Below are 22,507 nucleotides of genomic sequence, written 5' to 3'. Positions count from 1 at the left end.
TCGCCCACCTGCGTTTCGCGGGCTAATCGCGATCCGGGCGCCTGGGCCCGCTGACCTGCGTTTCGCGGGCTAAACGCGATCCGGTGCCCGGGGACGCGGAAGGGCGGCACCCCACCCGGATGCCGCCCTTCCGCGTTGCCGACTCGGCCGGATCAGCCGTTCGACATGCTCAATTGGCGTTTGTCAGCCTTGATGATGTGCTCGCGTTCCGATTCCGACAGCCCGCCCCAGATCCCGTACGGCTCGTGCACGGCGAGTGCGTGGTTCCGGCACATCGCCAGTACCGGGCAGGCCAGGCACACGGCTTTGGCCCGCGCCTCGCGACGGGCTCTGGCCGGCCCGCGCTCGCCGTCAGGGTGAAAGAAGGACGCGCTGTCCATGCCTCGGCACGACCCTTCGAGCTGCCAGTCCCATACATCCGCGTTGGGCCCCGGGAGCCTGCGTGTGTCCGCCATCCTGACCGCCTCCGTCATCCGGTCGAAGCGTTTACCTGCTCTGCTGCGCTGCGGATACTCCATTCGGTGCAACGGCGGTAACGTTAGAAGCGCGCCAATACTTGTTCAAGAGATTCAAGACGATTCAGCCGTTAGGCATCCCCCGGATGTGTGAGCCCTACTTTCCGCTCCGGTTGCCCCTGTCCCGGCCTGCCTGGATATTGGGTCGAGTGGGATCTCGGACCAGCAGTGAAGAACCCACCCTGCCGGTGGCCTCCGTCGCTCGCCGGCTCGGGGTCGCACCGTCCACCCTGCGCACCTGGGACCGCAGATACGGCGTAGGGCCGAGCCGCCACACCAACGGCCGTCACCGTCGCTACGGAAGCTCCGACATCGGCCGTCTCGAACTGATGCAGCGCGCGCTCCTTCGCGGCGCCTCGACGGCCGAAGCCGCGAAGTACGCGCTCGAGCAGATGCCCAGGACGGCGACGGAGCCTCCGGAATCCGCCGTCGTCCAAGTGGCGGAGCAGGCCGCCGCGCCGGCCGCCGAGGATCACGACGTCCCGTCCCGCCTCGCCAGGCGGTTGAGCACGGCCGCGCTGGCGATGGATTTCGGCGCGGTCCAGCGCATGCTCGCCGACACGATCCGCGAACTCGGCGTCCTGCCGGCCTGGACCGGTGTCGTGTCCCCGGTCCTGACCGCGCTCGGCGCGCGCTGGCGCGGCGTGAGCGCCGGTGCGGAGGTCGAGTACCTGCTCGCCGAATGCGTGTACGCCGCCCTCGTCCGCGCGACGCCGGTGCTCCGCGAGCCGCGTAACCAACGCCCTGTCCTGCTGACCTGCGTCCCGGACGAGCGCGACAACCTGCCGATGTACGCGCTCGCCGCGGCGCTGGCGGGACGCCGGATCGGCGCCCAGCTGTTCGGGGCGTCCCTGCCGGCCGAGGTGCTCGCGGTGACCGTCCGGCGCAGCGTCCCGGCGGCGGTCGTCCTGTGGTCGGGGCGGCGCGCGACCGCGGACCCGCGCCTGTTCGCCAGGGTGTCCCGCGGCCGTCAGCGCAGCAGGCTGTTCGCGTGCGGTCCCGGCTGGGATCCCGCCACCCTCCCGGACAAGATCGAACTGCTCGGCGAACTGACGACCGCCGCCGACCGGATCGAGCACGTTCTTGTCGGTGCGAGGCGATAGAAAGGACGCATGGAATTGTCCTTGCGGTCCGCCGCGTTCGGCGACGGCTTGCCGCCGCCGAACCCGTTCGCGGTGCCCGCGTCGCCGCGCGGGCGGTTGCTGGCCGCGATCGGGCTCGGCGCCCGCGGCCGGTACGCGGCTGCGGCCACGCTGCTGAACGGGTTGCGCGTGAACGGTGGCCCGGTGTTCGCGTCGCTGGCCGCGAGCACGCTGGCGTCGCATCGGCGGCAGCTGGGTGGGCACGCGGCGGCGCTCGTCCTCGACGGTGAGGCGCTCTCGTCGGTGATCTCGGAGCCGCTGGGCGAGCCCGACCCCGACGGTCTGGACGCCGAGGGCGCGCGGGCGGACGCCCTCCTGGGGCTCGCGGCGGACAATCTCGGGCGCGGCAGGCTGACCGCCGCCCGGCGGTTGCTCGCCCGTGCGAGCGTGCACTCCGGCAACTGGCGGACCCGGACCAGGGCCGGTTGGGTGGGCGCGGAAATCGAACTGGCGGGTAACATTTCCGAGGCGGCCGTCGCGCCCGCGGAAATGGCGTTGGAAACCGCGCGCACCAGAGGCGCTTGCCGGCATGTCGTCAAATCACGGCTTGTACTCGCCGTGACGATCGCGAATGCCGGTCCCGCTGAGCGGGACCGGGCGAAAGCGCTGGTAGAGAGCGCGCGCGAAACCGCCGAGAAATACGAATTCAATTCACTTCTGTGGGTGGCATACCTGCTCGAGGCGGACTTCGGGGCAGGACACGCCGATGAGTATCGATTCAGAAGTGCCGAACTGTTGCACGCAGTGTTACGGCATGCGGATCCTTGCGGGAGGTGGCTCGCACGGGAATCTCCGTGGGTCCCCCTCTGAGGGCGTCTAGCCTGTTGGAGGGCCCATTCCGGCAACCGGGCTAAGAACTTTCAAAAAAAGCCACCGGATCGTGTCAAGGTTCGGGCTAAAGCGTCCGATAGGGGAAGTGGAATGTCACCCGGCTGCAGGAAGGAAACCCCGTGACGACGGTCTTGATCTGCGACGACCGACGCAGTGTCCGCGAAGGGCTCACTCGAGTGATGTCCGCGGTCCCAGGGGTCAGTCGCATCGACTGCGTAGCGCACGGTGACGAGCTGCTGGCCCGGTACTCCCGTCAGCCGGTCGACGTCGTGCTGGTCGGAACCCAGCGCGCTGTCCCGACTGGCGTCGAAGCCACCCGGCGGCTCGTCTCTGCGAACCCCCAAGCGAACGTGATCGTGTTCGGCGCCCCGGACGACGCGGGCAGCATCGCCGCCGCGATCGCCGGCGGCGCGCGCGGCTACCTGCGCTGGGACGCCTCGCGTCCCGAGCTGGTCGCCGCACTGGCGCACACGCTCGCCAGCACCTCGGTGCCGGCGCCGCGCCAGCCGTCCGACCCCGGTGTCCAGCTCACCGAGCGCGAGCTCCAGGTGCTTCGCGGGATGAGCCAGGGCAAGAGCAACGGACAGATCGGCCGCGAGCTGTACCTGTCCGAAGACACCGTGAAGACCCACGCGCGCCGCTTGTTCCGCAAGCTCGGCGTTCGGGACCGCGCACAGGCGGTCGCCCACGGATTCCGCCGTGGACTTGTTTCCTGACAACGCTTTCCTGATTTCATCGGTCAGATTGCACAACGGGTGACGAACGGGCCGGGGGAGTACCCCTGGCCCGTACCTGTGTTCCCTGTCACGCTTCGCGCATTTATGTTCGACGCTCAGGCACTCTTGCCCGAGCGAGTCCGCCTCTGGGCGGACCGTCGTACCCCACTGTGTTCCGGCTCGTTGAAAGTTCGACTACGAGCGAAGGGAACCAGGAAGACCCGGGTTCAGCGCGCTCGCCGGAGAGGCGGCGCGCCGATGACGGCCGTCAGTGAAGGTGACGGACCCGGGCGGTACGGTAGCTGTCACCGGTAGTGGTCTCCGAAGTCACACGCCGGACTCTTTGCACGCCTATACGTAACACTGGGACTGTTGTCTGCGATGGCCAATGTGGGGGACGGACTGGATGAGCCGGTCGCCGCTGCTGTTGAGGGTGATCCTCAAGCGGTCGAGCGGTTGCTGGCGGCCATCCGTCCTTTGGTAGTGCGGTACTGCCGCGCTCGGGTTGGCAGGCAGGAGCGTTCGTTCGCTTCCGCAGACGACGTTGCTCAGGAGGTGTGTCTCGCGGTGCTCACGGCATTGCCTTCGTACCGTGATCAGGGCCGCCCGTTCCTGGCCTTCGTCTACGGGATCGCCCAGCACAAGGTGGCCGACGCGCATCGCGCCGCGGCCCGCAACCGCGCCGAACCGGTCGCCGAAGTCCCCGACGAGGTCGAGGGCGGCGTCGGTCCCGAGCAGCGTGCTCTCCAAGGCGAGCTGAACGAGCGCATGTCGCAGCTGCTGCGCGTCCTCCCCGACAAACAGCGTGAGATCGTGGTCCTGCGGGTTGTCGTGGGATTGTCCGCCGAAGAGACGGCGGAGGCCGTGGGGTCCACCCCCGGCGCCGTCCGGGTGGCCCAGCATCGCGCCCTCGCGCGCCTACGTAAGGTTCTGGCCGCTGAGGAGGTGATCTGAGTGACCGATCGCGACCGTCGGTTCTCCCCTGGGACCGATCGTGAACTGACGGCTTTCGAAAGAGGGCTGACGCCCTCGGAAGCCGAGTTCGCCGCGGATCTGTCGGCCGTCCAGGCCGACGACGCGCTGCTCGACGCCCTCGGTGGCTCGGATCCGAAGATGGCCGACGACCTCGGGGATCAAGAGCTCAACGCCCTGCTGCTGGCCTGGCGTCGTGACATCGACAGCGAGCCGCTCGCGGAACTCGTCGACGTCGACACCGCCGTCGTCACCGTGAAGACCGCCGCGCTCGCCCGCAAACACGGGGGAAGACGCCGGCTGCTGGTCCCGGTGGCCGCCGCCGCGGCCGTCCTGGCCATCGCCTTCGCCGGTACCGGTCTCGCCGCGAAGGACGCGCAGCCTGGTGACACTCTCTGGGGCCTGACCAAGGTGCTTTACGCCGACCACGCCCGATCGGTCGAGGCCGCCGCCGCGGCCAAACTCGATCTCGAGAAGGCCAACCTCGCGCTCGCCGGTGGGCGCCTCGACGACGCCCGCAAGGCGCTCGACGAGGCTCAGGCCGCGCTGAGCCAGGTGACCGACGAGGAAAATCGCGATCAGCTGCTCGAACAGCACCGCCAGTTGAGCGCTCAGCTGCAGAATCCCGGTCAGCAGCCGCTGCCCCCGGATCAGCAGTCGCCGTCGCAGACTCCGGTCGCGACCACCCCGCAGCCCACTCCGCAGCCGACGGCTCCGCCGACATCGCTGCCGGGAGGCGGCAACCCCGGCACGACTCTGCCGGGCACCACGACTCCCTCGCCGACTCCGCCGACCACGACCAGCGAGCCCCCGCCGCCCACGACGTCGACCACGCCGCCTGCCTCGGGCAACGACCCGGGCGGCTCGCGGAACGAGCCGTCGCCGGGTGCCGGAGCGCAGGCTCCCGCGGGCGCGGTCGAGACGCCGTAACACCCCGGAACGCCGAAAGGGCCTGGTGAGATCACTCTCACCAGGCCCTTTCGCTGTCTGGCTCAAATCGCGTTTAGCGGGCTAAACGCGATCAGTAGGCGCTTTCGTTGGCCGTGACACCGTCCGCGAAGCCGCGGCAGTAGTCCCAGCTCACGTAGTCACCGGGGTTCGGGTCGAACGCGGGCTCGTGCGGCCGCATGCGACCGTCGGCGAGCAGCTGCTCGAGACTGGCGCGCAGCAGATGCCAGTCGTGATAGTGGGGTTCGTCGCATTCACCGCAGTCGACCACGATCCCGCGTACTCCACGCGGCTCGAGAAGCGCCTGGTAGACGGCGAGATCGGAGAGGTCGGCCAGCAGCTCGGTGCGCTCTTCGTCGCTGATCGGCTCGTCGAGCCGGTCGGCGTCGTCGATGAACGCGCGGGCCGGGTCGTCCGGGTCATCCGCGAACGGGTCTGGGGGCAACGCATCTTGCGGCACGCCTGCACGCTACCGGGCGCCCACCCGGGCCGGGCGGCCGCCCGGCCCGGATATCATGAGGGGCAGGCCCCCGCCACGATGCCACCAGCCACGGCGGCTTCTTTCCATCACCGCTAGGAAGGCCCTTCGCCTGCTATGACCAGCGACAGCGTCACCGCCCCCGTCCCGAGCAAGTTCGCCATGCTCGGGCTGACCTTCGACGACGTGCTGCTGCTGCCGGCCGAGTCCGACGTGGTGCCCAGTGCGGTCAGCACCCGCACCCGGCTCTCGCGCAACGTCACCCTGAACATCCCGCTGGTCTCCGCCGCCATGGACACGGTCACCGAGGGCCGGATGGCCATCGCGATGGCGCGTCAGGGCGGGATGGGCGTGCTCCAGCGCAACCTCCCGATCGACGACCAGGCCGCCGCCGTCGAGGTCGTGAAGCGCTCCGAAGCGGGCATGGTGACCGACCCGGTCACGTGCTCGCCCGAGGACACCCTCGCCGAGGTCGACGCCCTGTGCGCGCGGTTCCGGATCTCCGGCGTGCCCGTCACGGACGCCGCCGGGACGCTGGTGGGCATCATCACCAACCGCGACATGCGGTTCGAGGTCGACCACACCCGCCCGGTGCACGAGGTGATGACGAAGCCGCCGCTGGTCGCCGCGCAGGTCGGCGTCACCGCGGAGGCCGCGCTCGGGCTGCTGCGCCGCCACAAGATCGAGAAGCTGCCGATCGTCGACGGCGCCGGCAAGCTGCGCGGGCTGATCACGGTCAAGGACTTCGTCAAGACCGAGCAGTACCCCAACGCCTCCAAGGACACCAACGGCCGTCTGATCGTCGGTGCCGCCGTCGGCGTCGGCCCGGACGGGCACAAGCGCGCGATGGCGCTGGCCGACGCCGGCGTGGACGTGCTGATGGTCGACACCGCGCACGGGCATTCCCGCGCCGTCGTCGAGACCGTCGCGCTGCTGAAGAAGGAACTGGGCGACACCGTCGACATCGTCGGCGGCAACGTCGCGACCCGGGCCGGCGCGCAGGCGCTGGTGGACGCGGGCGCGGACGGGATCAAGGTCGGTGTCGGCCCCGGTTCCATCTGCACCACCCGCATCGTCGCCGGAGTCGGCGTGCCGCAGATCTCGGCGATCTACGAGGCCGACCAGGCGGCGCGCCCGGCGGGGATCCCGGTGATCGGCGACGGCGGCATCCAGTATTCGGGTGACATCGCGAAGGCGATCGCGTCCGGCGCGTCCACCGTGATGCTGGGCAGCCTGCTCGCGGGCACCGCCGAATCGCCCGGCGACCTGATCCTGGTCAACGGCAAGCAGTTCAAGACCTACCGCGGGATGGGCTCGCTGGGCGCCATGCAGTCGCGCGGCCAGGCGAAGTCCTACTCGAAGGACCGTTACGCCCAGGACGACGTGCTGAGCGAGGACAAGCTGGTCCCCGAGGGCATCGAGGGGCGGATCCCGTTCCGCGGGCCGCTCGCGAACGTCGTCCACCAGCTGGTGGGCGGGCTGCGGTCGGGGATGGGTTACGCGGGCGCGTCGACGATCCCCGAGCTGCAGGAGGCGCAGCTGGTACGGATCACCGCGGCCGGGCTCAAGGAGAGCCACCCGCACGACATCACGATGACCGTCGAGGCACCGAACTACACCACCCGTTAGTCCGCCCCTTAGGACACTTACCCACCCGGTTCCGTTCCCGGGAGACTTGGCCCGCTGATCAAGTCTCCTGGGAGGAACCCGATGTCTTTCACGTCGCGCCGGACCGCGCTCGCCGTCTTCGCCGCCGCCGCCCTCGGGCTCGGCGGCGGGGTGGCGGCTTCCGCCGTCCCCACCGCTTCCGCCGCGCCTTCCGCACCCGAGGCCGCCGCTCTCCAGGCGTCGCCGGGTGAGCTGTGGAAGCGCACCGAGCTGTACTTCGGGACGACGAAGCCGGGCGGCGGGGAGCTGACCGATGCCGAGTTCACCGCGTTCACCGACAAGGCCGTCACGCCGAGGTTCCCGGACGGGTTCACCGAGCTGACCGGGCGCGGCCAGTGGCGCGGTTCGGACGGGGTGATCTCGCGGGAGAAGTCGAAGGTGATCGTCGTCGTTTACCCGTTCAGCGATCGCGACGCGAACCGCGAGATCGAGGAGATCCGGACCGACTACAAGAAGGCCTTCTCGCAGGAATCCGTCCTCCGGACCGACTCCGTGGAGAAGGTCTCCTTCTGACCGGAGCGCCTTTAGCGGGCTAAACGCGAAACGGGTGTGGCTGATGGGGCTGGTGTGACTTCCGGCCCGGTTCGGGTGCCCCGTGCGCAGGTCACCCACGCGGCCTAGCGACAATGGGGTGTAACGGTCGTCGGTGAGAAGGGACTTGACGTGCGGGATCTGGTCGAGATCGGCATGGGCCGCACCGCGCGGCGGGCGTATGACCTCGATGACGTGGAGATCGTGCCGTCGCGGCGCACCCGGTCGTCTTCGGTCGTGTCCACCGCCTGGCAGATCGACGCGTACCGGTTCGAGCTGCCGCTGGTCACCCACCCCACCGACGCGATCGTGTCGCCGGGAACCGCGGTGGCCGTCGGCGAGCTCGGCGGGCTGGGCGTCCTCAACGCCGAAGGGCTGTGGGCGCGGCACCCGAACGTCGAGGACGCGATCTTCCGCCTCGTCCGGGCGGCCGAGGACACCGAAGACCCGACCGCGATCGTGCGTGAGCTGCAGGAGCTGCACTCCGCCCCGATCCGGCTGGACCTGCTGACCGAGGCGATCAAGACCGTCCGCGAGTCCGGGGTCACCGTGGCCGCGCGGGTCAGCCCGCAGCACGCCGCCGAGCTCACGCCGGATCTGCTCGCGGCCGGCGTCGAGATCCTCGTCGTGCAGGGCACGATCATCTCGGCCGAGCACGTCCAGCGCGACGCCGAGCCGCTGGACCTGAAGGACTTCATCGGCAGGCTCGACGTCCCGGTGATCGCGGGCGGCGTCAGCGACTACCGCACGGCGATGCACCTGATGCGCACCGGCGCCGCCGGCGTGATCGTCGGGCACGGGGCCAGCCGCGGTGTGACGAGCACCGACAGCGTGCTCGGGATCGGGACGCCGATGGCGACCGCGATCGTCGACGCCGCGGCCGCGCGGCGTGACTACCTCGACGAGACCGGCGGCCGGTACGTCCACGTGCTCGCCGACGGCGGGATGAGCACGTCCGGCGACATCGCGAAGGCCATCGCCTGCGGTGCCGACGCGGTCATGCTGGGCGCGCCGCTGGCCGCCGCCTCCGAGGCGCCGGGGCAGGGGCTGTACTGGACGTCGGCGGCCGCGCACCCGTCGCTGCCGCGTTCGCGCGTGGCGCTGGGGCCGGACTACGCCGTCGACCTGAAGACGCTGCTGTTCGGGCCGTCCTCGGACGCCGAGGGTGTCGTGAACCTCTTCGGCGCGCTTCGCCGCGCGATGGCGAAGACGGGCTACTCGGACCTGAAGGAGTTCCAGCGGGTCGGCCTGACCGTTCGCCGCTGACGCTCGCTTCCCGGCCCGGATCGCGTTTAGCCCGCTAAACGCGATCCGGGCCGGTTTGTGCTCACGTGCCCCATCGGCCTCACGTGCCCCATCAGTTTCGCGTTTAGCCTGCTAAAGGCGCTCTGAGGCCGCCTTGGCGGCGCGGTCGATTTCGGCGCGGCGGGATTCCCAGAAGGCGGGGTCCTTGGCGGGGGCAAGGTCGACCGAGCCGTCCAGGTGCTCTCGCAGGATGTCGGCGTGCCCGGCGTGCCGGCTGGTTTCGGTGAGCATGTGGACCAGGATGTTGAACAGCATCACGTCGGGCCTCGGCCACCACGGCACGCGTCCGGGCGAGTCGAGAGCAAGTGCGGCGATGGTCGCGTCGGAGTGCTCCCAGACGCGCCGGTAGTAGCTGATGATCTCCTCGCGGCTTTCCGCCTCGGTCGCCCACAAGTCGGTCCCGCGCTCGGGGACGACACCGGGAAACGGCCGATCGAAGACCTCGCCGAAGTAGCGGGCCTCCCATGCCGCCAGGTGCTTGACCAGGCCGAGAAGGTTGGTCCCCGTCGAGGTCAGCGGACGCCGGACGTCGTACTCGGAAAGCCCGTCGAGCTTCCGGAGCATCGCTTCACGGATCTCTCGCAGGTCACTGTGCAGGTATTCCTTCGCGAAATCGTCGATCACGAGTCCGAGCATGCACCATCCGAGTGGAAGGTAACCGGCGAGTAACTTACCTCTGGTCAGAAGGGGTGGCCGGGGTTACAGTCGAGGGTGTGACTGCGAGTAACACCACCACTGAAGACGACTTCGACTACGACGTGATCGTCGTCGGCTCCGGGTTCGGCGGCAGTGTCGCCGCCCTCCGCCTGACCGAGAAGGGCTACCGCGTCGCCGTCATCGAGGCGGGGCGCCGCTTCGCCGACGACGAGTTCGCGAAGACGTCCTGGGACCTTCGCCGCTACGTCTGGGCGCCGCAGGTCGGCTGCTACGGCATCCAGCGCATCCACATGCTCAAGGACGTCATGGTGCTCGCCGGCGCGGGTGTCGGCGGCGGCTCGCTGGTCTACGCGAACACGCTGTACCGCCCGCTGAAGCCGTTCTACGTGGACCCGCAGTGGTCCCACATCACCGACTGGGAGGCCGAGCTCGGCCCGCATTACGACCAGGCCAGCCGGATGCTGGGCGTGGTCACCAACCCCAGCGTCACGCCGTCCGACGTCGTCATGAAGGGCGTCGCCGCGGACATGGGCGTACCGGAGTCGTACCACCCGACGCCCGTCGGCGTGTACTTCGGCAAGCCGGGGGAGCGCGCCGAGGACCCGTACTTCGGCGGCGCGGGTCCGGCGCGCACCGGCTGCACCGAATGCGGTGCCTGTATGACCGGCTGCCGCGTCGGCGCCAAGAACACGCTGGTCAAGAACTACCTCTACCTCGCGGAGAAGGACGGCGCGAAGGTCATCCCCCTCACCACCGTGAGCGCGATTAGCCCGCTAAACGCAGGTGGGTACGAGGTGAGCATCAGGAAGACCGGGACCACCTCGCGCAAGTTCCGGCACAAGCTCACCGCCGCGCAGGTGGTGCTCGCCGCCGGCACGTGGGGCACGCAGAACCTGCTCCACAGCATGCGCGACACCGCCAAGCTGCCGAAGCTCTCGCCGCGTCTCGGCGAGCTGACCCGTACCAACTCCGAGGCCATCATCGGCGCCGCCCGCACCTCGGTCGACGAGGAGCGGAACTTCAGCCGCGGCGTCGCGATCACGTCGTCGATCCACCCCGACGACAACACGCATATCGAGCCCGTCCGCTACGGCAAGGGCAGCAACGCGATGAGTCTGCTCCAGACCATCGCCACCGAAGGCGACTCGGCGGTCCCGCGCTGGCGCCAGGCCGTGAACTTCATGGTCAAGCACCCGGTCCAGACCGTGAAGCTGCTCAACGGCTACCGCTGGAGCGAGCGCACGGTGATCCTGCTGGTGATGCAGAGCCTCGACAACTCGATCACCACGTACACCAAGCGCGGGCTCTTCGGCCGCCGCAAGTACACGTCCAAACAGGGCCACGGCGAGCCGAACCCCAGCTTCATCCCCGCCGGGCACGAGGCCAACCTCCGCACCGCCGAGCGTATCGGCGGGATGGCGGGCGGCACCTGGGGCGAGATCTTCGACATCCCGCTCACGGCGCACTTCATCGGCGGCGCTCCGATCGGCACGGCCGCCGACAACGGTGTGATCGACCCGTACCACCGGGTCTTCAACTACCCAGGTCTGTCCATTGTGGATGGTTCGGCGATCACGGCCAACCTCGGGGTGAACCCCTCGCTGACCATCACCGCACAGGCTGAGCGGGCCTTCTCGTTCTGGCCGAACAAGGGCGAGCAGGACAGCAGGCCGGCGCAGGACTCGCCGTACGCGCGGCTCGAACCGATCGCGCCGAAGAATCCCGCGGTTCCGGCCGACGCGCCGGCGGCGCTTCGGCGCTAGCCCGGACCCCGCCCCGCCGCCGCCCTCAACGGACAGGCTTCGCCTGACGGGTAAATTCGAGGACGTGACAGCCTCCGAACGCGCACACGTCCTGCTGAACCGCGTCCGCGCCCTGCACGAGGAATGGGCGCGGCTGGCGCGCGGGCTCGACGAGGAGGCCGTGCGCGCCCCCAGCGGATTGCCCGGCTGGACGCGGGCGCATCTGCTGTCCCATCTCGCGCGCAACGCCGACGGCCTGGTCAACCTGCTCACCTGGGCGAAATCGGGTGTCGAGACGCCGATGTACGCCGGTGAGGCGGCCAGGGACGACGACATCGAGAAGGGCGCGTACCGGTCCGCCGAGGAGATCGCCGAAGACGTCGTCGCCGCCGCGGCACGGTTCGTCGAGGTCGCGTCGGATCTGCCGGACGAGGCATGGCAGGCCCGGGTGCGTGCCCGGCAGGGGCGGGAGATCCCGGCGGAGTTCGTGCTGTGGCTCAGGCTCTCCGAAACCGCCATCCACTTGGCGGATCTCGATCTCGGCTACGACTGGGCCCGCGTCGCCGACTTGCTCGGCGACGAGTTCGAGATCGTCGTCGGCAACGCCATCGGCATGTACGGCGGCGAGCTGCCCTCCGTCCTGCTGATCGCCGTCGGCTCCGACGGGGCCCGGCACGAATGGCGGATGGGCACCGGAGAGCCGGTCACGCTGACCGGCTCCCCGGGCGACGTCCTGGCGTGGATCACCGGCCGCAGCGATGGATCCACTTTGGACGGTACCGCGCCACCACTGCCGCGGTGGCTGTGACGGCGCGGTCCACAAAGGACTAAGCGCGGAACGAGTCCACGCCGAACTGCTTCGCGAGGTCGTCGAGCATGGCGTTCGCGCCCTGCAGGCTCACCGAGGTGAACCAGGTGGTGTCGTTGACGTCGATCTTCTTGCCCTTGAGGGTTCCCCAAAGCGGGTTCGTTTCGAACTTCGTCTTCGGGTTCTCGGCCTGCTTGGTCTCATCGGTGTAGCTGGCGACGAAGATCGCCTCGGCGTCGAGCTTCCCGATCTCTTCCTGGCTCAGGTCGTTGGAGATCTTCGCCTTGTTGTCCGGCTGGCCGGCGGGGCGCTGGAGCCCGGCGTCGGCCATCACGGTGCCGGGGAACGACGCGCTGCTGTAGAGCCGCACCGTGGGTTCTCCTTCGATGAAGCGGACCACGGAGACGGTCGCGGGCTTGCCGAGTTTGGCCTTGATCGCCTCGCCGACCTTGCGGGCGCGCTCCTCGTAGGCCTTGATCTTCTGCTCCGCCAAGGCTTCCTTGCCCAGCGCCTTGCCGAGCATGCGGATGTTGTCCTTCCAGGTGGCGCCGGTGGTCTGGCTGAACACCGTGGGTGCGACCTTGCTGAACTCCGCGTAGAACTTCTCGTGGCGCACCTTCGCCGAAACGATCAGATCCGGCTTGATGTCGTACAGCTTCTCGATGTCCGGGCTTTCGAGCGCGCCGATCTCCTTGGCGCCCTCCGCGTACTTGCGGTCGTCGCCCAGGTAGTCCGGCAGCTTGTCGTAGTTGCGATATTTGGTGTACGCCACGACCTTCGCCTCGAGCGCGAGCGCCGCGTCGACGTAGCTGGAGTCGAGCGCCGCGACGGTGGCGGGCTGCTTGTCGATCGTGGTCGAGCCCATCACGTGCTCGACGGTGCGCGGGAATCCACTTTGGGCGGTGCCGGTGGAGGCGGATTCCTGTGCTCCGCCACCGCATGCGGAGAGTGCCAGGCAGGCTGTCACGACGAAGGCGACGATTGCGCGCCGGGGTGGGGTCATGGGTCACTCTTTCTCTGCGGTTAGGCTTTCCTAACCGGAGCATAGGATGGCGGATGTCCACAGTGGAAGTTCGTGTTGGAAAGGCGACAGCGGGAGCTCTGCTCGTCACCCTTCTGGCTGTGATCTGCGTCGCGAGTGTCGCCCTCGGTGCGCGTTCGATTCCTTTGGGTGTCGTCTGGGACGCGATCTTCCATCCCACGGGTGTGCCGGATCACCTGATCGTCCGTTCGTTGCGGGTGCCGCGCACGCTGCTCGGTGTCCTGGCGGGACTCGCGCTCGGCGCGGCCGGGGCGCTCATGCAGGGCCACACCCGGAACCCGCTCGCGGACCCCGGTCTGCTCGGCGTCACCCAGGGCGCGGCGTTCGCGGTGGTGCTCGCCGTCGTCGTGCTGGGCATCGACGACCTCTACGCGTTCATCTGGTTCGGCTTCGCGGGTGCCCTCGTCGCGAGCGCCGTGGTGTTCCTGCTCGGCGCCGTCGGCGGCCGCGGCGCCACCCCGGTGACGCTGGCGCTGGCCGGAGCCGCGGTGAGCGCCCTGCTCAACGGCATCATCTCCGCGATCGTGCTCGGCGACGACCGCGGGATGGAGACCTATCGCTTCTGGCATGTGGGTTCGATCGCGGGCCGCGACCCCGCGATGATCGGCCAGATCGCCCCCTTCGTGGCGGCCGGCCTGCTCCTCGCGGTGATCAACACCCCGGGGATGAACACGCTCGCGCTCGGTGAGGACGTGGCCGTCGCGCTCGGACGGCGGGTCGGCCGGACGCGGTTGCTCGGGGTCGCGGCGATCACGCTGCTGACCGGAGCCGCCGTCGCCGCCTGCGGGCCGATCGCGTTCCTCGGCCTGCTCGTCCCGCATTTCGCGCGGGCGATCAGCGGACCCGACTACCGCTGGCTGGTGCCGTTCTCGGCCGTGCTCGGCGCGATCCTGCTGCTCGCCGCGGACCTCCTCGGCCGCGTCGTCGCCTCGGACAGCCTGGAGGTCGGCATCATGCTGGCGGTGCTCGGCGTGCCGGTGTTCGTCCACCTCGTCCGCAAGAAGGGCCTGGCACGGATATGACGGCTCCCAAGGTGATCTCGTTCGGCCCGGCTGCCTGGACGGTCCGGCCGAGGACGCTCGCCGTCGCGATCCTCGCGGCGGTCGCGCTGGTGCTGGTCGCGGCGCTGAACATCGGCATCGGCACCTCCCACATCGGCCTCGGCGACGTCCTGAAGACACTGTTCGGCGGCGGCACCGCGCGGGAACGCGGGATCATCTTCGACCTGCGGATGCCGCGCACGCTGACCGCGATCGGCGTCGGCGCCGCACTCGGTCTTTCGGGCGCGCTGTTCCAGACCATCGCCCGGAACCCGCTGGCCAGCCCGGACATCCTCGGGATCACCTGGGGCGCGGGCGTCGGCGCGGTCGGCGTGATCGTCGCCGGCGGCACCGGCGGCCAGGTCAGCGGCCTGGCGAGCACGCTGGGCGTCCCGCTCGCCGGGCTGGCGGGCGGGGTGATCGCGGGAATCCTGCTGTACGCGCTTTCCTGGCGGCGCGGGATCGACGGCTACCGGCTCGTGCTGATCGGTATCGCGCTTTCGGCCGTCGGCTACAACCTCGTGTACTGGATGCTGACCATCGGAGACGTCGACAACGCCGCGCGCGCGACGACGTGGATCGTGGGCAGCCTCGCCGACGTCGGCTGGGAATCGGTCGCCCCGGTCCTGCTCGCACTGGCCGTGCTCGCCCCGGTCACACTGATCGCCGGGCACACCATCGGCGGGCTGCAGTTCGGCGACGACACCGCGCGCGGCCTCGGTATCCGGGTCGACGCCGCCCGGGCGACCTTGCTGCTGCTCGGAGCGGCCTTGGCCGCCGTCGCCACCGCGGCCGCGGGCCCGATCACCTTCGTCGCGCTGGCCACCCCGCAGATCGCCTTGAGGCTGGTCCGCTCGGCGCAGCCGCCGCTGTTCGGATCGATGCTCCTCGGCGCGCTGCTGACCGTCGGCGCGGACTTCGTGGTGCGGGTGACCCCGGTCCTGTCCGGGCTCCCGGTCGGCGTGCTGACGGCGATCCTCGGCGCGCCGTACCTGATCTTCCTGTTCGTCCGCAGCCGTAAGGAGGAGCGCGCGTGAATGCCAGACTGCGTGCCCGGGAACTGGAACTCGGTTACGGCGAAAAGCCCGTCGTGACCGGGCTCGACCTCGACGTCCTCGACGGGACCGTCACCGCGATCATCGGCCCCAACGGCTGTGGCAAATCCACCCTGCTGCGGGCGCTGGCGCGGTTGCTCAAGCCACGCGAGGGCGCGGTACTGCTGGACGGCGAGCGGATCGACAAGCTGCCGACCCGCGAGGTCGCCAAGATCATCGGCCTGTTGCCGCAGACGCCGTCCGCCCCCGAAGGGCTGACCGTCTCCGATCTGGTCCGGCGCGGGCGGCATCCGCACCAGAGCTGGTACCGGCAGTGGTCCTCCTCCGATGACGAGGCGATCGAACGGGCGCTGCGGCTGACCGGGATGGACGAGTTCGCGGGCCGGGTCGTCGACCAGCTTTCCGGCGGGCAGCGTCAGCGGGCGTGGATCTCGATGACGCTGGCCCAGGAGACCGGGCTGCTCCTGCTGGACGAGCCGATCACCTACCTCGACCTCGCGCACCAGATCGACGTCCTGGACCTGGTCTACCGGCTGCACAAGGATCGCGGGACCACCGTGGTGATGGTGCTGCACGACCTGAACCTCGCCGCCAGGTACGCGGACAAGCTGGTGGCGATGCGCGACGGCCGGATCGTCGCGCAGGGCCCGCCCGCGGAGGTCCTCACCGAGCCGCTCCTCGACGAGATCTTCGGCCTGTCGGCGAAGGTCATGGAGGATCCGGTGTCCGGTACCCCGCTGGTCGTGCCGGTGAGCGCACACCTTCGGGCGTAGCGTCGCAACCTGCCCGCCCCACGGGCGTCTAACGGACATGAAGCTGGGGCGAAGGAACTTCCTCAAACTCGCCGGTGCGACGGCGGCCGGGGTGGCCGCGACGGCGTGTTCCGCCGCGCCTCCGGCCCAGGCGCCCAGCTCCGCGCCGGGAACTTCGTTGCCGCCGAGCACCGGCGTCACGCCGCCGTCCGGGCCGCCGGACTGGGCGGCGTTGCGGAACAAGGTTTCCCTGCTCTTGCCGGGGGATTCCGGCTACGACAGCGCCAAACGCGTGTTCAACCCGGCCTTCGACGGGCTCAAGCCCGCCGCGATCGCGAAATGCGCCAAGCCCGAAGACGTGCAGGCTGCCGTTTCCGCTGCCGCGAGACGAGTTCCCATCGCCGCGCGCAGTGGTGGGCACAGCTACGCCGGCTACTCGGTTCCCGATGGCGGCTTGATGATTGACCTCGGCGGAATGTCCTCAGTGGACGTCCAAGGTGAACAGGTCGTGATCGGCGCGGGTGCGAAATTGAAGAACGTCTACGCGACGCTCGGCGCGGCAGGTCGTTGCCTGCCCGCTGGTTCCTGTCCCAGTGTCGGGATCGCCGGGCTGACCCTCGGCGGTGGAATCGGTGTCCTCGCCCGAAAATACGGCCTCACCTGTGATCACCTGGTGTCCGCGCGAGTCGTGACGGCGGACGGGAAGCTGCGGACGGCGTCGGCGGAGTCCGAGCCCGAGCTGTTCTGGGCGTTGCGCGGTGGGGGAGGCGGCAACTTCGGTGTCGTCACCTCGTTCACCTTTCGCACCGATCCGGCGCCTTCGGCCGTTTCGGTGTTCTCGCTGCGCTTTCCGGTGGGCAGCGCGGACGACGTGCTCGCCGAGTGGCAGCGATGGCTTCCCGAAGCTCCGCCCGAGTTGTGGGCGAATGTCGTGCTGTCCGGTGGATCGCCGGTCGGCGCGCGCATCTCCGGTTGCTACGTCGGCGATTCCGCTTCCTTGGGCAAGTTGCTGGACGGATTCCCCGGTGCGACGCGTTCCGTCAAGCAGCTCGACTACCTCGGTGCGATGAAGTACTTCTCCGGCAGCGAAAGCCGACAGTCCTTTGTGGCCTCGTCACGAATACTCGAAGAACCGGCGGACCCCGCGAAGCTGACGTCCGTGCTCAAGGGCAGGCGCGGGATGGATCTCCTGGTCGACGGTCTCGGCGGCGCCGTCGCCGACGTCGCGCCGGACGCCACCGCGTTCTGGCACCGGAAGGCGATCGGCAGCGTGCAGATCTACAGTCAGGCCGATACGCGTAACCTTTCCGTGGCAACGGATTCCGTCGCGGAAGTGGTGACGGGTCTCGGGCTGGGCGGGGGCTACGTCAACTACATCGACCCCGCCCTGCCCGACTGGATGACGGCGTACTACGGCGGCAATGCCACCCGCCTCAAGCAGGTGGCCAAAACCTACGACCCGGACAAGGTCTTCGGGTTCGCGCAGGCCGTCACTCCGGATTAGAGATCGATGCCGGTGAAGACGGTGACCCGTTCCTCGGTGAGGTCGTGCATCGCGGCGAGCACGCCTTCCCGGCCGACGCCCGATCCCTTGACGCCGCCGTACGGCATCTGGTCCGCGCGGTAGGACGGGACATCGCCGATGATCACGCCGCCGACCTCCAGCTCCGTCGACGCGTAGAAGGCGAGATGGACGTCGCGGGTGAACACTCCGGCCTGCAAGCCGTAGGCGGATTCGTTGACCGACGCGAAGGCCTCGTCGACACCATCCACAATGGACACCGCGAGCACCGGGCCGAAGATCTCCTCGGCCCAGGCCTTTGTGGACGGTGGGACGTCGGTGAGCACGGTCGGCTCCACCGTGGCGCCGTCACGCTTGCCGCCGGTGAGGATCTTCGCGCCCGCGGCGACGGCTTCGTCGATCCAGGCCACGATCCGCTCCGCGGCGGCCTCGTCGACGACCGGGCCCACATCGGTGTTCTTGTCGTACGGGTCGCCGGTCCGCTGGGCCTTCACGGCTTCCACCAAGGCGGGCACGAATTCCTCGGCGACCTCGCGTTCGACGATCACGCGTTGCACGGCGATACAGGACTGCCCGGCCTGGTAGTTGCCGAAGGTCGCGATCCGCTCCGCCGCTCCCTCGGGGTCCGGCCAGTCACGGAGCACGACGGCGGCCGCGTTGCCCCCGAGTTCGAGCACGACATGCTTGCGCGGCGCGGCATCCGCGATCGACCAGCCGACCGGGCCCGAACCGGTGAACGACACGACCGGCAGCCGGGGATCCGCGACCAGCGCCGACGTCTCCTCATTACCGAGCGGCAGCACCGAGAACGCGCCCTCCGGCAGATCGGTCTCGGCCAGGATCTCGCCGAGGATCAGCGCGGCCAGCGGTGTCCGCGGCGCGGGCTTCACGATGATCGGCGCGCCGACCGCGAGCGACGGCGCGACCTTGTGCGCCACCAGGTTCAGCGGGAAGTTGAACGGCGCGATCCCCAGCACCGGGCCGCGCGGGATGCGGCGGGTGAGCGCCAGCCTGCCTTCGCCCGCCGGGTCGGTGTCCAGCCGCTGCAGATCACCGCTGAACCGGCGGGCCTCCTCGGCGGCGATCCGGAACACCGACACCGCGCGCCGCACCTCGGCTTCGGCCCACTTGAGCGGCTTGCCGTTCTCGGCGGTGATGACCTCGGCGATCTCCTCGGCCCGGCCGGCGATGACCCGCGAAACGTGGTCGAGCGCCGCGGCGCGGCTGTGCGCCGAGGAACGCCGGAACTCCTTCGCGACGCTCACCGCCGCGCTCACCGCCCGCTCGACCTGATCAGGGCCGGGTATCGCGACGGTGGCCACTTCGCTTCCGTCGAAAGGGTGGTGCACGGTGAGCGTCGAAGTGCCCTGCTCGGGGCGTCCGGCGATCCAGGCGGGGCGCGGCTCCGGGGTGATCATGTCCATGGGTGACAAGGTATTCCAGTCAGGGTTCGACGAGCACCTTGAGCGCTTCGCGGTCCGCCATCGCGCGGTAGCCGTCGGGAACCTCTTCGAGCCCGATGGTCCGGTCGAAGACCTTGCCCGGCTGGTACTTGCCCTCGACCACGTCTTCGAGCAGTTCGGGGATGTAGTGGCGGGCAGGAGCCACTCCGCCGGTGACGGTGATGTTGCGACGAAAGAGCGACGGGCCGATCGGGCCTTCGGCGTACTGCGGCACGCCGACACGGCTGACCGTGCCGCCAGGACGGACCGCGCCGATGCCCATCTCGAAGGCGGGCTTCGTGCCGACGCATTCGAGGACCGTGTGCGTGCCTTCGCCGTTTGTCAGCTCTCGCACCTTCTCGATGCCTTCATCGCCGCGCTCGGCGACGATGTCGGTCGCGCCGAACTCGCGGCCGAGGTCCGTGCGGGTGCGGTGCCGTCCCATCAGGATGACGCGCTCGGCTCCGAGGCGCTTCGCCGCGAGAACCGCGGAGAGACCGACGGCGCCGTCGCCGACGACGGTGACGGTGGTGCGCTCGTTGACGCCTGCCTTGACCGCGGCGTGGTGGCCGGTCGAGAACACGTCGGAGAGCGTGAGATACGAGGCGAGCAGGGCGTCGTCCTCGGTGTGCGGCACCTTTACGAGCGTGCCGTCGGCCTGGGGGACGCGGACGGCCTCGCCCTGGCCGGCGTCGACGCCCTTCGCGCCCCAGTTGCCGCCGTGAAGGCAGGAGGTGTGGAGGCCTTCGCGGCAGAACTGGCAGGTGTTGTCGGAGTACACGAAGGGGGCGACGACGAGGTCTCCCGTCTTGAGCGTGGTGACGTCGGAGCCGACGGCCTCGATGACGCCGAGGAACTCGTGGCCGATCCGGACGCCGCGGTCGCGTGCGGGCATGCTGCCGTACGGCCAGAGGTCGCTGCCGCAGATGCAGGAGCGGACGACGCGGAGAAGGGCGTCGGTCGGCTCGCTCAGCTTCGGGTCCGGGACGGTCTCGACGCGTACGTCACCGGCGCCGTAGATGAGAGTCGCTCGCAAGACGGATCCTTTCCTCGGCTGGCCTCAGTATGGGCGCGTCGCGTTTAGCCCGCTAAACGCGATCGGTGGAGGTCGCGCAGCAGGAGGATCTCAGCGCCGTGGTGGATGGCCTCCCGGTTGATATGCAGGACGAGGGCCGCGAAGGGGTACTCCGCGTACGGGCCCTCGGCCTCGCCGCAGGGGCGTTCGAGATCTGCGGCGGTGAGGGCGCGGACGCCGTCACGCCAGCCCGCGTAGGCGTCGTCGAGCTGCTTCAGCGCTTCTTTGGCGGAGGCCGCGTAGGGGAATGTCAGGTAGTCGGCGGGCGGGCCGCCGAAATGCGACGCGGTCCGCATCCCGAAGACGCCGACGATGATGTGCGCGAGGCGCCAGGCGATCGTCGTCACCGGCGGCGGGGACGGCTCCGGATACGCCCAGTCGATCGTGACCTCGCCGTTCTCGCCCGGCCGTACCGTCCAGCAATCCTCGACGGGTTCCCAGAAGTATTCGTCGTCGGTGAGGGTCTCCAGCCGAGGGCGCAGGTGGTTCGTCCAGTGCCAGTCGAGCTGCTCGGAGAGTTCCTTGCTCCAGTCGATGCCCATGTCCGCCGACGGTAGGCCGCCTCGCGGTCATCCGCTGTCCTGAATCGCGAGGGGGTTGGCGGCGGGGTGACCGGGCCCACCTGGGACGATGGTGGGGAAGCGTACTGCTCTGATCTGGAGGTTTCAGGTGCCCAGTCCCACCGGTCCGGTACTCGTCGTGGACTTCGGGGCGCAGTACGCGCAACTGATCGCGCGCCGGGTGCGTGAGGCGCAGGTCTACTCCGAGGTCGTGCCGCACACCGCCACCGCCGAGGACATCCTCGCCAAGAACCCCGCCGCGATCATCCTTTCCGGTGGCCCTTCCAGCGTGTACGCGGAGAACGCGCCGGCCCTCGCCCCCGGGCTGGTCGACGCGGGCGTGCCGATCCTCGGGATCTGCTACGGCCACCAGGTGCTCGCGCAGGCCCTCGGCGGCACCGTCGAGCCGACCGGGATCCGCGAGTTCGGCCGCACCGAGGTCCGCGTCGCCGGTGAAGGCGGCGTCCTGCACGCCGGCCTCCCGAGCAGCCAGCCCGCCTGGATGAGCCACAACGACAGCGTCACCAAGGCCCCGAGGGCGCCACCGTGACCGCTTCGAGTGACGGCGCCGCCGTCGCCGGATTCGAAGACGTCGAGCGCCGCTTCGCCGGCGTCCAGTACCACCCCGAGGTGCACCACTCGCCGCACGGCCAGGAGGTGCTCCGCCGCTTCCTGCACGACATCGCGGGCATCAAGCCGCAGTGGACGACGTCGTCCATCGTCGACGACCAGGTCAAGCGCATCGCCGAGCAGGTCGGCGACGGCCGGGCGATCTGCGGGCTCTCCGGCGGTGTCGACTCCGCCGTGGCCGCCGCGCTGGTCCAGCGGGCCATCGGCGACCGGCTGACCTGCGTGTTCGTCGACCACGGCCTGCTGCGCTCGGGCGAGCGCACCCAGGTCGAACGCGACTTCGTCGCCGCCACCGGGGTCAACCTGGTGACCGTCGACGCGCGCGACCGGTTCCTCGACGCGCTGGCCGGGGTCACCGACCCCGAAGAGAAGCGCAAGATCATCGGCCGCGAGTTCATCCGCGTGTTCGAACAGGCCGAGCGCGACCTCAAGGCCGAGGGCGACTACAAGTTCCTGGTCCAGGGCACGCTGTACCCGGACGTCGTCGAGTCCGGCGGCGGCGAGGGCGCGGCGAACATCAAGAGCCACCACAACGTCGGCGGGTTGCCCGACGATCTGCAGTTCGAGCTCGTCGAGCCGCTGCGCCTGCTGTTCAAGGACGAGGTGCGGCGCGTCGGGCTGGAGCTCGGGCTGCCGGAGACCATCGTGCAGCGGCAGCCGTTCCCGGGGCCGGGGCTCGGCATCCGGATCATCGGCGCAGTCGACGCCGAGCGGCTCGAAACGTTGCGCGCGGCGGACGCCATCGCGCGGGAGGAGCTCACCGCGGCCGGGCTGGACGGCGAGATCTGGCAGTGCCCGGTGGTGCTGCTGGCCGACGTCCGCAGCGTCGGCGTCCAGGGCGACGGGCGGACCTACGGGCACCCGATCGTGCTGCGTCCGGTGTCGTCCGAGGACGCGATGACCGCGGACTGGACGCGTCTGCCGTACGAGGTGCTGGAGCGGATCTCGACCCGCATCACGAACGAGGTCGCCGAGGTGAACCGGGTGGTCCTGGACGTCACGTCCAAGCCGCCGGGCACCATCGAGTGGGAGTGACCGCTCCCGTCCCGACCTGCGTTTAGCGGGCTAATCGCGAT

The 22,507-nt window shown here is 69.7% G+C and carries 21 protein-coding genes and 1 pseudogene; 15 read left to right on the top strand and 7 right to left on the bottom strand.

Features of this window, described 5'->3' with window-relative positions; translation table 11 throughout:
* Nucleotides 1–152: 152 nt before the first annotated feature.
* Nucleotides 153–455, bottom strand: coding sequence for a WhiB family transcriptional regulator (locus MJQ72_RS37770; protein ID WP_034305019.1), 303 nt, complete (start codon nucleotides 453–455; stop codon nucleotides 153–155).
* A 248-nt stretch (nucleotides 456–703) separates the two neighbouring features.
* Here MJQ72_RS37770 and MJQ72_RS37765 point away from each other — a divergent pair, with 248 nt between their 5' ends.
* The 5 genes from MJQ72_RS37765 to MJQ72_RS37745 all read left to right on the top strand — a co-directional run bounded on the left by MJQ72_RS37765 (nucleotide 704) and on the right by MJQ72_RS37745 (nucleotide 5,106).
* Nucleotides 704–1,618: a MerR family transcriptional regulator gene (locus tag MJQ72_RS37765; protein WP_396427025.1), complete on the top strand. Its 915-nt coding sequence runs from the start codon at nucleotides 704–706 to the stop codon at nucleotides 1,616–1,618.
* 9 nt (nucleotides 1,619–1,627) lie between these two features.
* On the top strand, nucleotides 1,628–2,467 hold the full coding sequence (locus MJQ72_RS37760) for a hypothetical protein (RefSeq protein ID WP_240595775.1): 840 nt from the start codon (nucleotides 1,628–1,630) through the stop codon (nucleotides 2,465–2,467).
* A gap of 140 nt (nucleotides 2,468–2,607) precedes the next feature.
* Nucleotides 2,608–3,204 carry a response regulator transcription factor gene (locus MJQ72_RS37755; RefSeq protein ID WP_003073605.1) on the top strand — a complete coding sequence of 199 codons (597 nt, stop codon included), beginning with the start codon at nucleotides 2,608–2,610 and terminating at the stop codon, nucleotides 3,202–3,204.
* Nucleotides 3,205–3,585: 381 nt separating this feature from the next.
* The gene (locus tag MJQ72_RS37750) at nucleotides 3,586–4,158 is read left to right on the top strand and encodes a sigma-70 family RNA polymerase sigma factor (protein ID WP_026467317.1); all 573 of its coding nucleotides are present in this window, start codon (nucleotides 3,586–3,588) and stop codon (nucleotides 4,156–4,158) included.
* Complete coding sequence (locus MJQ72_RS37745; protein ID WP_240595774.1) at nucleotides 4,159–5,106, top strand: anti-sigma-D factor RsdA; 948 nt, start codon at nucleotides 4,159–4,161, stop codon at nucleotides 5,104–5,106. It abuts the gene before it with no gap.
* A gap of 91 nt (nucleotides 5,107–5,197) precedes the next feature.
* Here MJQ72_RS37745 and MJQ72_RS37740 read toward each other — a convergent pair whose 3' ends face one another.
* A complete protein-coding gene (locus MJQ72_RS37740) occupies nucleotides 5,198–5,584 on the bottom strand; it encodes a DUF5319 domain-containing protein (protein ID WP_005166667.1) in 387 nt (128 codons plus the stop codon).
* Nucleotides 5,585–5,719: 135 nt separating this feature from the next.
* On the opposite strand from MJQ72_RS37740, the gene guaB reads away from it, so the two are divergent.
* The 3 genes from guaB to MJQ72_RS37725 all read left to right on the top strand — a co-directional run bounded on the left by guaB (nucleotide 5,720) and on the right by MJQ72_RS37725 (nucleotide 9,067).
* Entirely contained in the window at nucleotides 5,720–7,231 is a 1,512-nt protein-coding gene (gene guaB / locus MJQ72_RS37735) for an IMP dehydrogenase (protein ID WP_240595773.1), read from the top strand.
* A gap of 81 nt (nucleotides 7,232–7,312) precedes the next feature.
* Complete coding sequence (locus MJQ72_RS37730; protein WP_240595772.1) at nucleotides 7,313–7,783, top strand: DUF3574 domain-containing protein; 471 nt, start codon at nucleotides 7,313–7,315, stop codon at nucleotides 7,781–7,783.
* A 150-nt stretch (nucleotides 7,784–7,933) separates the two neighbouring features.
* Nucleotides 7,934–9,067 carry a GuaB3 family IMP dehydrogenase-related protein gene (locus tag MJQ72_RS37725; protein WP_034304399.1) on the top strand — a complete coding sequence of 378 codons (1,134 nt, stop codon included), beginning with the start codon at nucleotides 7,934–7,936 and terminating at the stop codon, nucleotides 9,065–9,067.
* Between the two features lie 111 nt (nucleotides 9,068–9,178).
* Here MJQ72_RS37725 and MJQ72_RS37720 read toward each other — a convergent pair whose 3' ends face one another.
* Nucleotides 9,179–9,742, bottom strand: a complete 564-nt coding sequence (locus MJQ72_RS37720; protein WP_240595771.1) for a DinB family protein — start codon at nucleotides 9,740–9,742, stop codon at nucleotides 9,179–9,181.
* A 77-nt stretch (nucleotides 9,743–9,819) separates the two neighbouring features.
* Here MJQ72_RS37720 and MJQ72_RS37715 point away from each other — a divergent pair, with 77 nt between their 5' ends.
* Complete coding sequence (locus MJQ72_RS37715; RefSeq protein ID WP_240595770.1) at nucleotides 9,820–11,526, top strand: GMC oxidoreductase; 1,707 nt, start codon at nucleotides 9,820–9,822, stop codon at nucleotides 11,524–11,526.
* A 64-nt stretch (nucleotides 11,527–11,590) separates the two neighbouring features.
* Complete coding sequence (locus MJQ72_RS37710; RefSeq protein ID WP_240595769.1) at nucleotides 11,591–12,313, top strand: maleylpyruvate isomerase N-terminal domain-containing protein; 723 nt, start codon at nucleotides 11,591–11,593, stop codon at nucleotides 12,311–12,313.
* A gap of 19 nt (nucleotides 12,314–12,332) precedes the next feature.
* On the opposite strand, the gene MJQ72_RS37705 is transcribed toward MJQ72_RS37710, so the two are convergent.
* A complete protein-coding gene (locus tag MJQ72_RS37705; protein WP_240595768.1) occupies nucleotides 12,333–13,316 on the bottom strand; it encodes an ABC transporter substrate-binding protein in 984 nt (327 codons plus the stop codon).
* Between the two features lie 53 nt (nucleotides 13,317–13,369).
* Between MJQ72_RS37705 and MJQ72_RS37700 the strand changes: the two genes are divergently transcribed.
* Genes MJQ72_RS37700 through MJQ72_RS37685 form a run of 4 tightly spaced genes read left to right on the top strand, consistent with a single transcriptional unit; the run spans nucleotide 13,370 to nucleotide 17,706 of the window.
* Nucleotides 13,370–14,377 (top strand): iron ABC transporter permease, encoded by a 1,008-nt coding sequence (locus MJQ72_RS37700; protein ID WP_240595767.1) that lies wholly within the window; start codon nucleotides 13,370–13,372, stop codon nucleotides 14,375–14,377.
* Nucleotides 14,374–15,432 carry an iron chelate uptake ABC transporter family permease subunit gene (locus MJQ72_RS37695; RefSeq protein ID WP_240595766.1) on the top strand — a complete coding sequence of 353 codons (1,059 nt, stop codon included), beginning with the start codon at nucleotides 14,374–14,376 and terminating at the stop codon, nucleotides 15,430–15,432. The genes MJQ72_RS37700 and MJQ72_RS37695 overlap by 4 nt, the downstream gene beginning before the upstream one ends.
* Nucleotides 15,429–16,223: an ABC transporter ATP-binding protein gene (locus tag MJQ72_RS37690; RefSeq protein WP_240595765.1), complete on the top strand. Its 795-nt coding sequence runs from the start codon at nucleotides 15,429–15,431 to the stop codon at nucleotides 16,221–16,223. The genes MJQ72_RS37695 and MJQ72_RS37690 overlap by 4 nt, the downstream gene beginning before the upstream one ends.
* A gap of 37 nt (nucleotides 16,224–16,260) precedes the next feature.
* A complete protein-coding gene (locus tag MJQ72_RS37685) occupies nucleotides 16,261–17,706 on the top strand; it encodes an FAD-binding oxidoreductase (RefSeq protein ID WP_240595764.1) in 1,446 nt (481 codons plus the stop codon).
* Here the strand turns inward: MJQ72_RS37685 and MJQ72_RS37680 are convergent.
* The 3 genes from MJQ72_RS37680 to MJQ72_RS37670 are packed head-to-tail and all read right to left on the bottom strand — an operon-like array spanning nucleotide 17,703 to nucleotide 20,783.
* On the bottom strand, nucleotides 17,703–19,148 hold the full coding sequence (locus MJQ72_RS37680) for an aldehyde dehydrogenase family protein (RefSeq protein ID WP_240595763.1): 1,446 nt from the start codon (nucleotides 19,146–19,148) through the stop codon (nucleotides 17,703–17,705). The genes MJQ72_RS37685 and MJQ72_RS37680 overlap by 4 nt on opposite strands.
* A 19-nt stretch (nucleotides 19,149–19,167) precedes the next feature.
* Complete coding sequence (locus MJQ72_RS37675) at nucleotides 19,168–20,202, bottom strand: zinc-dependent alcohol dehydrogenase family protein (RefSeq protein ID WP_240595762.1); 1,035 nt, start codon at nucleotides 20,200–20,202, stop codon at nucleotides 19,168–19,170.
* 44 nt (nucleotides 20,203–20,246) lie between these two features.
* A complete protein-coding gene (locus MJQ72_RS37670) occupies nucleotides 20,247–20,783 on the bottom strand; it encodes a DinB family protein (protein WP_240595761.1) in 537 nt (178 codons plus the stop codon).
* Nucleotides 20,784–20,910: 127 nt separating this feature from the next.
* Between MJQ72_RS37670 and guaA the strand changes: the two are divergent.
* Nucleotides 20,911–22,466, top strand: a pseudogene (gene guaA / locus MJQ72_RS37665) (glutamine-hydrolyzing GMP synthase).
* The last annotated feature ends 41 nt before the right edge of the window (nucleotides 22,467–22,507 follow it).

Source organism: Amycolatopsis sp. EV170708-02-1 (genome assembly GCF_022479115.1).
In the GTDB taxonomy this organism is placed as follows: domain Bacteria; phylum Actinomycetota; class Actinomycetes; order Mycobacteriales; family Pseudonocardiaceae; genus Amycolatopsis.
Note: the sequence above shows the minus strand (reverse complement) of the source record. Positions and strands in the feature narration are given on the sequence as shown.

Coding starts and splice junctions, on each gene's coding strand:
- MJQ72_RS37670 (WP_240595761.1), bottom strand. CDS start 20,783: ATGGGCATCGACTGGAGCAAGGAACTCTCCGAGCAGCTCGACTGGCAC.
- MJQ72_RS37680 (WP_240595763.1), bottom strand. CDS start 19,148: ATGGACATGATCACCCCGGAGCCGCGCCCCGCCTGGATCGCCGGACGC.
- MJQ72_RS37750 (WP_026467317.1), top strand. CDS start 3,586: ATGGCCAATGTGGGGGACGGACTGGATGAGCCGGTCGCCGCTGCTGTT.
- MJQ72_RS37720 (WP_240595771.1), bottom strand. CDS start 9,742: ATGCTCGGACTCGTGATCGACGATTTCGCGAAGGAATACCTGCACAGT.
- MJQ72_RS37685 (WP_240595764.1), top strand. CDS start 16,261: ATGAAGCTGGGGCGAAGGAACTTCCTCAAACTCGCCGGTGCGACGGCG.
- MJQ72_RS37760 (WP_240595775.1), top strand. CDS start 1,628: ATGGAATTGTCCTTGCGGTCCGCCGCGTTCGGCGACGGCTTGCCGCCG.
- guaB (WP_240595773.1), top strand. CDS start 5,720: ATGACCAGCGACAGCGTCACCGCCCCCGTCCCGAGCAAGTTCGCCATG.
- MJQ72_RS37695 (WP_240595766.1), top strand. CDS start 14,374: ATGACGGCTCCCAAGGTGATCTCGTTCGGCCCGGCTGCCTGGACGGTC.
- MJQ72_RS37730 (WP_240595772.1), top strand. CDS start 7,313: ATGTCTTTCACGTCGCGCCGGACCGCGCTCGCCGTCTTCGCCGCCGCC.
- MJQ72_RS37705 (WP_240595768.1), bottom strand. CDS start 13,316: ATGACCCCACCCCGGCGCGCAATCGTCGCCTTCGTCGTGACAGCCTGC.
- MJQ72_RS37770 (WP_034305019.1), bottom strand. CDS start 455: ATGGCGGACACACGCAGGCTCCCGGGGCCCAACGCGGATGTATGGGAC.
- MJQ72_RS37700 (WP_240595767.1), top strand. CDS start 13,370: ATGTCCACAGTGGAAGTTCGTGTTGGAAAGGCGACAGCGGGAGCTCTG.